Genomic DNA, 13,019 nt, shown 5'->3' with positions numbered 1-13,019 from the left:
CGTCCGTTCAATCGAGCAACTGCCGCACGGCGTCGACGGCCTCGCGGCGCAGCGCGGCCAGGTCGAGGCCCGGAATCTCGCCGTTGTCCACCACGACGCGGCCGTTCACGATGTTGTACTTCACCGGCGCGGGCTCGCCGGCGGTCACCGGCGCGATCGAATAGTCGTGGAAGCCGTTGAAGCGCGGCCCGCTCACGTCGTACAGCACGAGATCGGCGGCCCGGCCCGGCTCCAGCGTGCCGACCGTGTTCAACCCGAGCACGCGCGCGCCGCCTTGCGTGCCCCAGTGCAGCACTTCCTCGGCGGTGGTGGCCGCCGCACCGTGCGCCGCACGATGCACGAGCCAGGCGAAATTCGCTTCGTGCGTCATGCTGCCGGATTCGTTCGACGCGACACCGTCGACGCCGAGCGACACCGGCACGCCGGCCGCTGCCATGCGCGGCGCGGGCGCGATGCCGCTGCCGAGCCGCGCGTTGCTGACGGGGCAGTGCGAGCAGCCGGTGCCCGTTTCGGCGAGCAGCGCGATTTCGTTCTCCTCGAGATGGACGAGGTGCGCGAACCACACGTCGGGGCCGAGCCATTCGTGTTCGGCGACGAATTCGACCGGGAGCTTGCCGTAGCGCTCGCGACAGAAGTCGACGTAACGCGTCGTCTCCGACAGGTGCGAATGCAGCCGCAGGCCCATCCCGCGCGCGGCGCGCGCGACTTCGGGCAGCAGGTCGGGCGGCAGCGAGAAGGTCGGTGTCGTCGGGGCGACGATCACGCGCCGCATCGATGCCGTGCCCGCGTCGTGATAGCGCGCCTTCAGCCGCTCGATGTCGGCAAGCATCTGGTCGAGCGTCTCGGGCTGCAACGCCGTGCCGGCGAAGCCCGGATGATCGCCGGCCGCCTGCAATGCGCCGCCGCGGCACAATACGAAGCGCATCCCGAAGGCGGCCGCTTCGTCGAACAGCAGGTCGCCGGTCTCGGTCGTGCCGCCCGCGTGATACAGGTAGTGATGATCGGCGCAGGTCGTCACGCCGGACAGCAGCAGCTCCGCGAAGCCGAGCCGTGCGGCGATGCGCGCGAGTGCCGGCGTGAAGCGCGCGACGCGCGGATACGGCACGGCCGCGAGCCATTCCTGCAGGCCGGCGTTGATCCCGGCCGGCACGGCCTTCAGCAGGTTCTGGAACAGGTGATGATGCGTGTTGACCCAGCCCGGGTAGACGACGCAGTCGGTCGCGTCGATCACGCGTTCGCCGGGCAGCGGTGCGAGATCGGGCGCAATCGTGTCGATCCGGCCGTCGCGGATGCGCAGGTCGGCCTGGCCGAGCCGCGCGGCGTCGCCGGTGCGGCCGCTCATGACCGCGATCGGGTTGCGGATCAGCAGCGAAGAAGAAGGAACGCTCATGGTCGGGTCTCCTCGAATACGGATAGTCGGGTTGTGGTTCGTCAGGCGCCGCGCGGGCTCGATGCCGCGCGCGGCATGCGGCCCGTCAGTCGCACTCGCGCGCCATCGGGCTGCCGTGCGCGGCGTCGGCGTGGACGTGCGATTCAACGGGGGCAGCCGCCGGCACACCGTTGAGCAGCGCGTTGAGCAGCACCGACACGAGGCACGCGAGCACGACGCCGCTGTGCAGGAACGGCTGCGTCCAGTCGGGCATGTGCGCGAACACCTTCGGCGCCATCACCGGAATCAGCGCGGTTGCGATCGTGAAGCCGACGATCAGCACGTTGTAGCGGTTGCCTTCGAAGTCGACCTTCGCGAGCGTCTGCACGCCGGCGGCGACCACCACGCCGAACATCGCGATACCGGCACCGCCGAGCGCCGCCGAGCGCCGCCGACGGCGTCGACGCGACGATCGCGCCGATCTTCGGCACCAGCGCGACGACGCACATCAGCACACCGCTGACCGCGACGATCCAGCGGCTGCGCACGCCGGTCAGGATCACGAGCCCGACGTTCTCCATGAACGCGATGAACGGGAACGCGGCGAACGTGCCGGCGATCGCGCTCGCGACGCCGTTCGCCCGCAGCCCGCGCACGACGTCCTCCTCGCTCACCTGCTTCTCGACGATGTCGCCGATCGCGACGAACAGGCCCATCGACTCGACCATCTGCACGATCATCACGACGACCATCGTCAGCACCGGCACGATCGCGAACACCGGCGTGCCGAAGTGGAACGGGTAGGGCACGGTGAACCACGGCGCGGCGGCGACGTTCGTGAAGTTGCCCATCCCGAGCGCGATCGCGAGCAGGCTGCCCGCGACGAGCCCGATCAGCACCGACAGGTTGCGCAGGAACGCGTTCGCGAAGCGGTTGACCGCGAGGATCACGACCGCGACGACGAGCGCGACCGCGAGAAACGACAGCTCGCCGAACTGCAGCTTCGCCGCGTCGCCGCCGCCGGCCCACTGGTACGCGACCGGAAACAGCTGCAGCCCGATCACGGTGACGATGCAGCCGGTCACGACCGGCGGGAACAGGCGGCGCAGCCGGCCGACCAGCGGCGCGGCGAAGGTCGTGATGATGCCCGCGCCGATCACCGCGCCGCACACGCCGGCGAACCCCACGCCCGGCGTCAGGCCGATCGCGATCACGGGGCCGACGCTGCTGAACGCGACGCCCTGCAGGATCGGCAGGCGCACGCCGAGTTTCCAGACGCCGACCGTTTGCAGGATCGTCGAGATGCCGGAACAGAACAGCGCGGTGCTGATCAGCACGGTCGTGTCGGCGGGCGACATCTTCAGCGCCGATGCGACGATCAGCGGCACCGCGATCGCGCCGATATAGGCGACGAGCATGTGTTGCAGGCCGAGCGTCAGCATCTGGCGGCGCGGCAGGACCCGATCGACGGGATGTGAAGCAGCGTTCATGGGCGAGTCTCCTGAGGTTCGTTTGCGGGCGGGCGCGCGATGCGCCCGCCTGGCGTGCCCGTCAGGCCGCGACCGCCGCGGCGAGACAGGCATGGAAACGGTCGGTCAGCGCGGCGCGATCGAGATCGCGGCCGATGAAAACGATGCGTGACGAGCGCAGCTCGCACCCCCACGCCTGCGCGGCGCGCAGTTCGATCACGCCGTGCACGCCCTGCAGCACGTAGCGTTGCGTGCGGCCCTGCACGGCGAGGATGCCTTTCATCCGGAACAGGTTCGCGGTATCGGCGCGGCGCAGCTCGCCGAGCCACGCTTCGAGCGCGTCGAGATCGACGTCCGCCTCGACTTCGATGCCGACCGACGACACGCTGGCGTCGTGTTCGTGGTGGTCGTGATCGTCATCGTGTGCGTGGGCTTCATGTGCGTGGTCGTCGTGCTCATGCTCGTGCGCGTGTTCGTCCGCATGCGGCGCATCGGCCTGCAGCCCGTCGCTCTCGACGAGGATCTGCGCGAATTCGTTCGCGCCGATGCCGAGGATGCGATCGAGATCGACCTGCGCGTAGCTCGACGTGACGATCTCGGCCGTCGTGTTCAGCGCACGCAGCCGAGCGGTCAGCGCATCGACGTCCGGTGCGTCGACGAGGTCGACCTTGTTGATCACGATCCGGTCCGCGCAGACGATCTGGTCGACCGCCTGGTTGTCGCGGCCGTCGAGCACCAGATCGTCGAGATGCGCGCGGATATGCTTCGCGTCGACCATCGTGACGACCGCGTCGAGCGCGACTTCCTTCGCGATCGGATCGTCGAGGAAGAAGGTCTGCGCGACCGGATACGGATCGGCGAGGCCGCTCGTCTCGACGATGATGTGATCGAGCCGGTCGGGGCGCGCGACGAGCATCCGCACGATCCGCACGAGATCCTCGCGCACCGCGCCGACGCAGCACACGCAGCCGTTCGTCATCTCGTAGATTTCCTCGGTCGATTCGAGCACGAGGCCGCCGTCGATGCCGATCTCGCCGAACTCGTTCTCGATCACCGCGATCTTGCGGCCGTGCTTCTCGCGCAGGATGTAGTTCAGCAGCGTGGTCTTGCCCGCGCCGAGAAAGCCCGTGAGCACGGTGACCGGAATCTTCTCGACGTCGCTGTGGGTGGTGTGGATGTGGGTCATGATGCATCTCCGTTGAGTCGGTTGGGCTGCGGGTTCGGCTGTGATGCGTTGTCTTTCCAGCGATGGACGGTGCGGGAATCGAGGTCGAACAGGTCGAGTACGCGGCCGAGCGTGTGGTCGATCATCTGGTCGAGCGAAGCGGGGCGTGCGTAGAACGCCGGCACCGGCGGCGCGACGATCGCGCCCATCTCCGTGACGGTGGCCATGTTGCGCAGGTGCGTGAGCGTGTACGGCGTCTCGCGTGCGAGCAGCACGAGCCGGCGGCGCTCCTTCAGCACGACGTCGGCCGCACGCGAGATCAGGCCGGAGGAAAGGCCGCTCGCGATCTCGGCGAGCGTCTTCATCGAGCATGGCGCGACGATCATCCCGAGCGTGCGGAACGATCCGCTCGAAATCGGCGCCGCGATGTCGTCGCTGCGGTACAGCACGCTCGCGAGCGCGGTGATGTCGGACAGCCGGAAGTCGGTCTCGTGCGCCATCGTCAGCGCGGCGGCGCGCGACACGACCACGTGCGTCTCGATGTCGAGGTCGCGCAGCAGCGCGAGCAGCCGCATTCCGTACACGAAGCCGGATGCGCCGCTGATGCCGACCACGAGCCGCCGCGCGCTCATCGCGACGCTCCGCCGAGTTGCGCGATCACGTGCGCGGCGCGCTGCATCGCGGCGTCGCCGACGCGTGCGCGCACGCCGTCGAAACGCGAGCCGCGCGTCGCGTCGATCGCCATCCGCGACGTCGTGCCGTCGGCCAACGACGACGGATCGAGCGGGCTGCCGGGCAGGCCGTCGACGACGAAGAGGTCGCGGTGCGGCTGAAAGTGCGTCGCGATCGCCCACAGCACCTGCGCGTCGTCGGTGATGTCGACGTCGCTGTCGACCGCGACGACGTTCTTCAGGTAGGGGTCCCAGCCGAGCAGCGCGAGCATGATCTGGCGCGCCTCGCCGTCGCGCGACTGCTTCAGCGCGACATAGCAGTGGAAGTGCGTACCGGAATTCGGATAGTGGATCGCGGTGACGGAAGGAAAGCGCGCCTTCAGCTTCTCGCTCATCTCGGCTTCGCGCGGCAGCCGCGCGAGCGTCAGGTGCTCCGCGTACGGGCCGCCGACCACGTCGACGAGCCATGCATCCTTGCGCCGCATCATCGCGTCGATGCGCAGCACGTTGTTGGTCGAGCGGTCCGACGAGTAGCCGGTGAATTCGCCGAACGGGCCTTCTTCCGCATGCGCGTCGGGATCGATCGTGCCTTCGAGCACGAACTCGGCGGCGGCCGGCACGCCGATGCCGTGGCGCGGCGTGCGCACGAGCTGCAGCGGCGCGCCGAACAGTCCGCCGGCAATCGCGCGCTCATCCGCGCCGAACGGCACGCGCGCGGCGGCCGCGAGCATGAACAGCGGATGCGCGCCGATCACCATCGCGACCTTGAGCGTGTCGCCGCGCGCCTTCGCGGTCTGCAGCATCCGCCACAGATGGCCACGCGAATGCAGGCTCGTCGCCAGCGCGTTGCGCGCATGCGGCATCGAGCGGTGGTAGCTGAGGTTCGCGACGCCCGTCACCGGATCTTCGGCGACGATCACCGCATTGGTCACGTAGGGCCCGCGATCGGTTTCGAAGTGGCGGATCATCGGCAGCTGCGCGAGATCGACCGCGTCGCCTTCGGTTACCTGATCGAGTACGGGGCCGTGCGGCACGACGACCGGCGCGACGGGTGCGTTCGCATGCTGCTGCCACGCATCGAACAGGCCGTTCGCATCGACGCCGAACAGCCGGCCGATGCGCGTGCGGGACGCGAACACGTTGGTGACGAGCGGTGTCGAAAGACCGTCGACGCGCTCGCAGACGAGCATCTCGTGCCGCCCGCGCGCGGCGAGCGACGCGACGACGGCCGTGACGTCCTGGTCGGCGGACAGCGGCTGCGCGAGCGTCAGCACGTCGTCCGGAAAGCGTTCGCGATAGGCGTTCGCGAAGTGATGAAAATCCTGCTGCTCGGCAAAAAGGCTGGACGCCATGATGCACTCCGTCGGATGCGGAAGGGGAAAGGCCGGATCGCGCGCGTGTTCGATGCGACACGCGATCCGGCTGCCGGCGCGTTACAGGTAGGTCGACGTGAGGCGCTTCTGCGCTTCGTCGAGATCCTTCGGCGGCTTGGTCGGCTCGATGCCGACGAGGCGGGCGATGTTGTTGCCCATGTAGTCCTCGAGGCCGTCCTCGTCGAGATCCATCCCCTGCGGCGCGGGCCCGCACAGCATTTCCAGCTCGCGCAGCCACATGCCGGGCTCGTTCGGCGGCGAATCGGTGCCGAACACGATCTTGTTGCGCGGCAGCTCGCGGGCGAACTCGACGATCCGCGACTGGTAGCACCAGCCCGATTCGCAGTACACGTTCGGCGTATCCATCGCCATCCAGAACGCTTCGAACGAGTAGTTGCCACCCGTCTGGATCCCGAAGTGACCGATGATGAAGTTCACCATCGGAAACTCGCGGATGATCGGATAGAACTGCGTCGGGATCGTGTACGGCCCGTCGCCGGTGTGGATCAGCACGACGATGTTGTACTTCGCGCAGACCTTCATCGCGGGGCGCAGCCAGTCGAGCGCGCGATCGGGCCGGTAGCCGTGCATGTTCGCGTGCAGCTTCACCATCTTGAAGCCGTACTCCCTGATGTGGAATTCGAGCTCCGCCGCGCCGTTTTCCGGGCCCCAGCGCGGGTTGTACGTGAAGTTGCCGATGAAGCGGTCGGGGTACTTCTGCGTGAGTTCGGCGATATACGCCATGTAGTCGCGAATGCCGTCACGGCCGCGGCGGTTGCCGTCGCGATAGCCGGTGTTGCCGGGCGGCGGCTGGATGAAGCCCATGTCGATGCGGCGCGGCTTGCCGTTGATGATGTACGGGCCGTCCATCATCTCCAGCAGGCGTTCGCCGGTGAACGGTTCGCCGGTGTGGCGCCACGCCTCGTCGACGAGGTTGGTCGGGTGCAGGTGCGTATCGATGATCATGCAATGCTCCGGAATCGGGAGAGAGGGGCGCGGGCGTCAGGCGGCGAGCAGGGCTTTCGCTTCGTCGACGGTGCGCGGCGCGGGGGTCGGTTCGAGGCCGATCATTCGCGCGGTGTTGTTGCCGAGGTAATCCTCGAGCGTGTCCTCGTCGAGATTCATCCCTTGCGGCGGATCGAAGCACAGCACTTCGAGCAGCCGCAGCCACATGCCCGGTTCGTTCGGCGGCGTGTCGGAGCCGAACAGGATCTTGTGCTTCGGCAGCACCTTCGCGAATTCGACGATCCGCGACTGCAGGCACCAGCCCGATTCGCAATACACGTTCGGCAGGTCCATCGCGAGCTGGAACGGCTCGAAGCAGTAGACGCCGCCGGTCTGCACCCCGAAGTGCGCCATGATGAAATTGACCGTCGGGAATTCCTTGATCATCGGCACCCACTCGGTCGGGATGCTGTACGGGCCGTCGCCGGTGTGCAGCTTCACGAGCACGCCGAGTTCGGCGCATTTCTTCAGCGCGGGGCGCAGCCAGTCGAGTGCGCGATCGGGCCGGTACGCATGCATGTTGGCCTGGAACTGCACCATCTTGAAGCCGAGCTTGCGCACGTAATGATCGATCGCGTTCACGCCGTTCTCCACGCCGCAGCGCGGGTTGTAGACGAAGCAGCCGATGAAGCGGTCGGGGTGCTTGCGCACCATCTCGACCGTATACGCCATGTACGCGTCGATCGATTCGGTGCCCGACCTCTCGCCGTCGGTATAGATATAGATGGTGTTGCCTTGCGGCGGCTGGATGAACGCCTTGTCGACGCGGCGCGGTTTGCCGTTGATGAGGAACGGGCCGTTCATCGTCTCGATCAGGCGCTCGCCGGTGAACGGCGGGCCGTCGTGACGCCATGCGAGGTCGACGAGATTCGTCGGGTAACAGCTGGTGTCGATGATCATCTACTCGATCTCCTTGAGAGGAACCGGAAAGGCCGGTTGCCGTATCGCGGGCAGGCACGTCGATGAAGCGACCTGTCGGTCGGATTCATGCGGCCCTTTGCAAGGCGCATTATTTTTTTGCGCCTTCCCCTCGCCGGCATCGAGTGACACACTGCGACGTGCACTGCTGCTTGGGACCGAGTGTCACCAGCCGAATGTGCTCTGTACAATATTTTTTACTGACGCTCTTGATACGTTTGCGATATGGACATGCGTGTGTTGCGTTACTTCGCGGTGCTGGCCGACGAACTGCATTTCGGGCGCGCGGCCGCGCGGCTCCATATCTCGCAGCCGCCGTTGAGCCAGCAGATCCGGCTGTTCGAGGAGCAGCTCGGCACCGCGCTGTTCGTGCGCTCGCAGCATCGCGTCGAATTGACCGAGGCAGGGAAAACACTGAAGGAGCAGGTGCCGCTGATCGTCGCGCAGTTCGATCGCGCGATCGATCTCACGCGTTGCGCGGGGCGCGGCGAAGTGGGGCGGCTTGCGGTCGGCATCATCAGCTCGGCGATGGTCGTGCCGATTCCGCGTGCGTTGCGCGTGTTCGCCGAACGCCATCCGCACGTGCACTGGTCGCTGCACGAGATGACGCCGGCCGCGCAGATCGACGCGCTGAAGGAGAAGCGGCTCGACGTGTGCTTCTTCCGGCTGTTCCAGGACGACCCGTCGATCCGCAGCGAGATCGTGGTGCGCGAAACGGCCGTGGCCGTGCTGCCGTCCGGCCATCCGCTCGCGTCGCGCGACGCGATCGCGCTCGGCGAGCTGGCCGGCGAGCAGTTCGTGTCATTCGGCTTGCGGCATTCGCAACTGGCGCGCTTCCTGCAGCAGAGCTGTGTCGACGCGCGCTTCACGCCGCGGATCGCGCACGAGGTCGTCGAGGTGCACACGCTGCTGTCGCTGGTGCGTGAAGGGCTGGGCGTCGCGCTGCTGCCTGCGTCGTCGCGGCAGATCTCGACGGGTGGCGTCGCGTTCGTGCCGCTGCTGCCGCCGGCGCTCGAGGTGTCGCTGCAGGCCCGCTACCGCGCGGACGATACGTCCGCGGTGCTCGGCGCGTTTCTCGACACCGTGCGCGAGGTTGCGGCGGAGTTCAGCGCGTAGCGGCGCGTATCAGCGCGCGAGCGATTGCGCGACGAGCGCGCCGATCGCGTCGATCAGCGGCTTCACGCGCGCATGGCGTTCGCGCGGCCAGATCGCATGCAGATTGTAGTGCGTCGGAATCGCGATCGTGCAGAGTTCGACGAGCCGGCCGTCGCGGCGCGCATCGGCGGCGAGCAGCCCGCGCACCAGCCCGGCGCCGAGCCCGGACACGAGCGTCGCGACGAGCCCCGCCGCGTTGTCGAACACGGCGATCGTGTCCGGTTCGACGGGTTCGAGGCCCGCCGCTTCGAGCCACGGAATCCACGACCGCTTCGTATAGCCGAGCAGCGGCAGTTCCAACACCTGTTCGGGCGTGAGCGGCGCGGTCAGCCCGTCACGTTCGAGCAGCGCGGGCGCGGCCATCGCGGTCAGCCGGTCGGGGCAGACCAGCACGCTGTCCACGCCTTCCCATTCGCCGTAGCCATAGCGCAGCGCGACATCGACGTGGTCGAATGCATCGCGATCATGGCGCGGCGCCGACAGCACCGTCAGCGACGTGCCGTCGAGCGCGCGCATCAGTGCCGGCAGCCGCGCGGGCAGCCAGCCCTGCATCAGTTCCGGATCGACGTCGAGCCGGAGTGACGGCCCGGTCGTGCGCCCCTTCACCGACGACAGTGCGCGATCGATCTGCTCGAGCCCGTCGGACAACTGGTTCGCGAACAGCGTGCCGGCATCGGTCAGCATCACGCGGCCGCCGGCGCGGGCGAACAGCGGCTGGCCGATGAATTCCTCGAGCGAGCGAATCTGCTGGCTGATCGCACTGTGCGTGAGCGCCAGCTGGCGTGCCGCGCTGGAAAAGCTGCCGACCCGCGCGGCGTGCAGAAACGCCTGCATCGACTGGATCGAAGGGTATCGCTTGAGCATCTGTTAGTCCGACTGACAGGGATTCGACGAAATGATCGCTGGCGTAGCCGTGCATCGCGTTTCGATAATGCTCCGGAACCGCGCGATGGGCGCGGGCCGACCTAGGAATGCGAATCAGGAGACCGCGCATGATCGACATCGTCGTGAACGATACACGCCATTCGCTCGAGAATGTACCGGGGGATATGCCGTTGCTGTGGGTGCTGCGCGACCGGCTCAAGCTCACCGGCACGAAGTTCGGCTGCGGCAAGGGCCTGTGCGGCGCGTGCACCGTGCATCTCGACGGGCAGGCCGCGCGCGCATGCCTGATTCCGGCCGTCGCCGCGCACGGGCGGCACGTGACGACGATCGAGGGGTTGTCGCCGGACGGGCGGCATCCGCTGCAACTCGCGTGGGTCGTCGAGGACGTGCCGCAATGCGGCTATTGCCAGCCGGGGCAGCTGATGCAGGCGGCCGCGCTGTTGAAGGGCGGCCAGCCGGTGGACGACGACACGATCGTGCAGGCGATGTCGGGCAACCTCTGCCGCTGCGGCACGTATGCGCGCATTCACCGCGCGATCAAGCGTGCGGCGTCCGGCGATCCGTCGCTGACGGCCGCGGCCGAACCCGCGAAGGAGGCGTGACATGCGCGACGATCACGCACCGGATGCACCGCATGGCGACGGCACGCCGCGCCGGCGTTTTCTCAAGCAGAGTTCGGCGCTGCTGGCCGCAGGCATCGCGATCGGCTTCCGGATGCCCGACGCGGCGGCCGCGGGCAAGCACGCGAGCGGCGATCCGCATCCGGCCGCCGGCGAATTCGAACCGAACGCGTGGGTGCGCGTGCTGCCCGACGACACGATCAAGCTCGTCGTGCACAAGCACGATTCGGGCACCGGCACGCGCACCGCGCTCGCGGCGGTGGTGGCCGAGGAGCTCGACGTCGATCCGTTCCGGGTCGACGTGATCACGCCGGAAGATCCGTTCTTCGCCGACTACCTGCATCCGCTGTGGAAAGTGTTCTCGACCGGCGGCAGCACGAGTGTCGCGATGGAGTACGACCGGCTGCGTCGAGCGGGCGCGACCGCGCGTGCGATGCTCGTCGAAGCGGCGGCGCATCAATGGGGCGTGCCCGCTCCTACGTGTACGACGGCAGACGGCGCGGTGCTGCATGCGTCGAGCGGCCGCCGTGCGACGTACGGCGCGCTCGCGCAGGCGGCCGCGCAGTTGCCGGCGCCGAAGCAGGTCGCGCTGAAAGATCCCGCGCAGTTCCGCTATATCGGCAAGCTGCGCAAGAAGCGCGGCGCCGCGCAGAAGGCCGACGGCTCGTTTCCGTACGGCATCGACGTGTCGCTGCCGGGGATGCTGGTCGCGGTCGTCACGCGTGCGCCGGTGATCGACGGCCGCGTGCGCAGCGTCGATGCAAAGGCCGCGCTCGCGATTCCCGGCGTGCGCGACGTGCTGCAGATTCCGCCGCGCCCCGACGTGCTCGGCGGCAACCAGGCCGGCGTCGCGGTGCTCGCGGACGACTACTGGTCCGCGCATCAAGGGCAGGCCGCGCTGACGATCGAATGGGAGGACAGCCTGTTCGAAACCTTCGACAGCAGTACGCTCGCCGCACGCCAGGCCGCGTGGCTCGACGATCCGGCCGCGCGCGTCGTGCCGACGATCGCCGACGGCGACCCGGCGAAGGCCCATGCGGCCGGCGCGCGCACGATCGAGGCGTCGTATGCGATGCCGCACAAGGCCGCGAATCCGCTGGAGCCGATCAACCTCACCGTGTGGGCCCGCAATGGCGGCATCGAATACTGGGGCGGGCTGCAGGTGCCGTCGACCGCAATGGAAGCGGCGGAGGTGATCGGCGGCATTCCTTCGCATCGGGTGACGCTGCATGAGCTCGTGTCGGGCGGCAGCTTCGGCGCGCGCGAATCGAAGTACTGGCTGTTCGAGGCGACGTGGCTCGCGGTGAAGACCGGCAAGCCCGTGAAGCTGATGAACAGCCGCGAGGACGAGATGCGTGCGCTGTTCTATCACGCGGCAAGCTACCACCGTGCGCGCGCGGTGCTCGATGCGCAGGGCAATCTCGCGTCGCTGTGGCTGCGCGCCGTGATGCCCGCATCGCCGCAGCAGTGGGAGCCCGGCTATCTCGAGCGCACCGACCGGATGGATTTCAGCACGACCGAGGCGATCACGAAATGGGAGTTCGCGTATGCGGCGCCGCATCGCGACATCGGCTGGATCCGGATGGAGACGGGCGTGCCGACCGGCTGGTTCCGCGCGGTGAGCTACATCCCGAACGTGTTCGCGGTCGAATCGATGATGGACGAGGCCGCGCACGCGGCGAAGCGCGACCCGGTCGAGTTCCGGCTCGCGCACATGCGCGACCGGCCGCGTCATGCGGCCGTGCTGCGTGAAGCGGCGCAACGAGCGGGGTGGGGCCAGCCGCTGCCGGACGGTGTCGCACTCGGCATCGCGACGAACCAGGCGTACGACAGCTATGTCGCGGTGGTCGCGCGGGTCGTGCGCAAGGACGGCGCGGTGCGCGTGGAGAAGCTGACGTGCGTCGCCGATTGCGGGATCGCGGTGTCGCCGGCCGGCGTCGACGAGCAACTGTACGGCGGCCTGATGTGGGGGCTCGGCCATGCGACGTCCGATCGCATCGATTTCCGGCACGGCCGCGTGCAGCAGTCGAACTTCGATACGTATCGCGTGATGCGGATGAGCGACATGCCCGATACCGACATTCACATCGTGCAGGGCGATCCGGCGAAGCCGGGCGGGGTCGGCGAGCTGTCGAGCCCGGCGGTGACGCCGGCGATCGCGAACGCGGTATTCCGGCTGACGGGGAAGCGGTTGCGGGAGACGCCTTTCGATTTGTCGGTGGTGGCGTAGCGTGACCGTACGTATGAAGTTTGCCCTGCATCGGCCGCCAATCCGCTGATCAATTCGCCGACGTCGCACCCGATCGACGTCGGCGAACGCGTTCGCCCGCATCGTCGCGCGCAAGCGCCGATTCCGCATACGTTCCCCCGCTTCTCGCGGGTGTTTCCC

10 protein-coding genes and 1 pseudogene are annotated in these 13,019 nt (G+C 68.0%); 3 read left to right on the top strand and 8 right to left on the bottom strand.

Going from position 1 to position 13,019, the window contains the following annotated elements; all coding sequences use genetic code 11:
* Positions 1-7 precede the first annotated feature (7 nt).
* From LGM89_RS03835 to LGM89_RS03805, 7 genes and pseudogenes are all read right to left on the bottom strand, one after another.
* Entirely contained in the window at positions 8-1,390 is a 1,383-nt protein-coding gene (locus LGM89_RS03835; RefSeq protein ID WP_226272330.1) for an amidohydrolase family protein, read from the bottom strand.
* A gap of 85 nt (positions 1,391-1,475) precedes the next feature.
* A pseudogene (locus tag LGM89_RS03830) lies at positions 1,476-2,859 on the bottom strand (nucleobase:cation symporter-2 family protein).
* A 61-nt stretch (positions 2,860-2,920) separates the two neighbouring features.
* Positions 2,921-4,024, bottom strand: a complete 1,104-nt coding sequence (locus LGM89_RS03825) for a CobW family GTP-binding protein (protein ID WP_226272329.1) — start codon at positions 4,022-4,024, stop codon at positions 2,921-2,923.
* Positions 4,021-4,635: a UbiX family flavin prenyltransferase gene (locus tag LGM89_RS03820; protein ID WP_089475404.1), complete on the bottom strand. Its 615-nt coding sequence runs from the start codon at positions 4,633-4,635 to the stop codon at positions 4,021-4,023. Before LGM89_RS03820 ends, LGM89_RS03825 begins: the two co-directional genes overlap by 4 nt.
* The gene (locus tag LGM89_RS03815; RefSeq protein WP_226272328.1) at positions 4,632-6,026 is read right to left on the bottom strand and encodes a UbiD family decarboxylase; all 1,395 of its coding nucleotides are present in this window, start codon (positions 6,024-6,026) and stop codon (positions 4,632-4,634) included. The genes LGM89_RS03820 and LGM89_RS03815 overlap by 4 nt, the downstream gene beginning before the upstream one ends.
* Before the next feature lie 81 nt (positions 6,027-6,107).
* On the bottom strand, positions 6,108-7,013 hold the full coding sequence (locus LGM89_RS03810; protein WP_226272327.1) for an amidohydrolase family protein: 906 nt from the start codon (positions 7,011-7,013) through the stop codon (positions 6,108-6,110).
* A gap of 36 nt (positions 7,014-7,049) precedes the next feature.
* On the bottom strand, positions 7,050-7,952 hold the full coding sequence (locus LGM89_RS03805; protein ID WP_226272326.1) for an amidohydrolase family protein: 903 nt from the start codon (positions 7,950-7,952) through the stop codon (positions 7,050-7,052).
* Positions 7,953-8,195: 243 nt separating this feature from the next.
* On the opposite strand from LGM89_RS03805, the gene LGM89_RS03800 reads away from it, so the two are divergent.
* Entirely contained in the window at positions 8,196-9,086 is an 891-nt protein-coding gene (locus tag LGM89_RS03800; protein ID WP_226272325.1) for a LysR substrate-binding domain-containing protein, read from the top strand.
* 9 nt (positions 9,087-9,095) lie between these two features.
* Here the strand turns inward: LGM89_RS03800 and LGM89_RS03795 are convergent, their stop codons facing one another.
* On the bottom strand, positions 9,096-9,989 hold the full coding sequence (locus tag LGM89_RS03795) for a LysR substrate-binding domain-containing protein (protein WP_226202347.1): 894 nt from the start codon (positions 9,987-9,989) through the stop codon (positions 9,096-9,098).
* Between the two features lie 128 nt (positions 9,990-10,117).
* Between LGM89_RS03795 and LGM89_RS03790 the strand changes: the two genes are divergently transcribed.
* Both LGM89_RS03790 and LGM89_RS03785 read left to right on the top strand, forming a co-directional pair.
* Positions 10,118-10,612, top strand: a complete 495-nt coding sequence (locus LGM89_RS03790) for a (2Fe-2S)-binding protein (RefSeq protein WP_226272324.1) — start codon at positions 10,118-10,120, stop codon at positions 10,610-10,612.
* A 1-nt stretch (position 10,613) separates the two neighbouring features.
* Positions 10,614-12,860, top strand: coding sequence for a xanthine dehydrogenase family protein molybdopterin-binding subunit (locus LGM89_RS03785; RefSeq protein WP_226272323.1), 2,247 nt, complete (start codon positions 10,614-10,616; stop codon positions 12,858-12,860).
* Positions 12,861-13,019: the final 159 nt, after the last annotated feature.

It is taken from the genome of Burkholderia sp. AU31624, assembly GCF_020420065.1.
Taxonomy (GTDB): domain Bacteria; phylum Pseudomonadota; class Gammaproteobacteria; order Burkholderiales; family Burkholderiaceae; genus Burkholderia.
The sequence above is the reverse complement of the archived record's forward strand: the minus strand, read 5'-3'. Positions and strand labels throughout refer to the sequence as shown.

Bases quoted from the DNA above. Each gene is read 5' to 3' on its own strand.
- LGM89_RS03835 (WP_226272330.1), bottom strand. From the start codon at position 1,390: ATGAGCGTTCCTTCTTCTTCGCTGCTGATCCGCAACCCGATCGCGGTC.
- LGM89_RS03825 (WP_226272329.1), bottom strand. From the start codon at position 4,024: ATGACCCACATCCACACCACCCACAGCGACGTCGAGAAGATTCCGGTC.
- LGM89_RS03820 (WP_089475404.1), bottom strand. From the start codon at position 4,635: ATGAGCGCGCGGCGGCTCGTGGTCGGCATCAGCGGCGCATCCGGCTTC.
- LGM89_RS03815 (WP_226272328.1), bottom strand. From the start codon at position 6,026: ATGGCGTCCAGCCTTTTTGCCGAGCAGCAGGATTTTCATCACTTCGCG.
- LGM89_RS03810 (WP_226272327.1), bottom strand. From the start codon at position 7,013: ATGATCATCGATACGCACCTGCACCCGACCAACCTCGTCGACGAGGCG.
- LGM89_RS03805 (WP_226272326.1), bottom strand. From the start codon at position 7,952: ATGATCATCGACACCAGCTGTTACCCGACGAATCTCGTCGACCTCGCA.
- LGM89_RS03800 (WP_226272325.1), top strand. From the start codon at position 8,196: ATGGACATGCGTGTGTTGCGTTACTTCGCGGTGCTGGCCGACGAACTG.
- LGM89_RS03795 (WP_226202347.1), bottom strand. From the start codon at position 9,989: ATGCTCAAGCGATACCCTTCGATCCAGTCGATGCAGGCGTTTCTGCAC.
- LGM89_RS03790 (WP_226272324.1), top strand. From the start codon at position 10,118: ATGATCGACATCGTCGTGAACGATACACGCCATTCGCTCGAGAATGTA.
- LGM89_RS03785 (WP_226272323.1), top strand. From the start codon at position 10,614: ATGCGCGACGATCACGCACCGGATGCACCGCATGGCGACGGCACGCCG.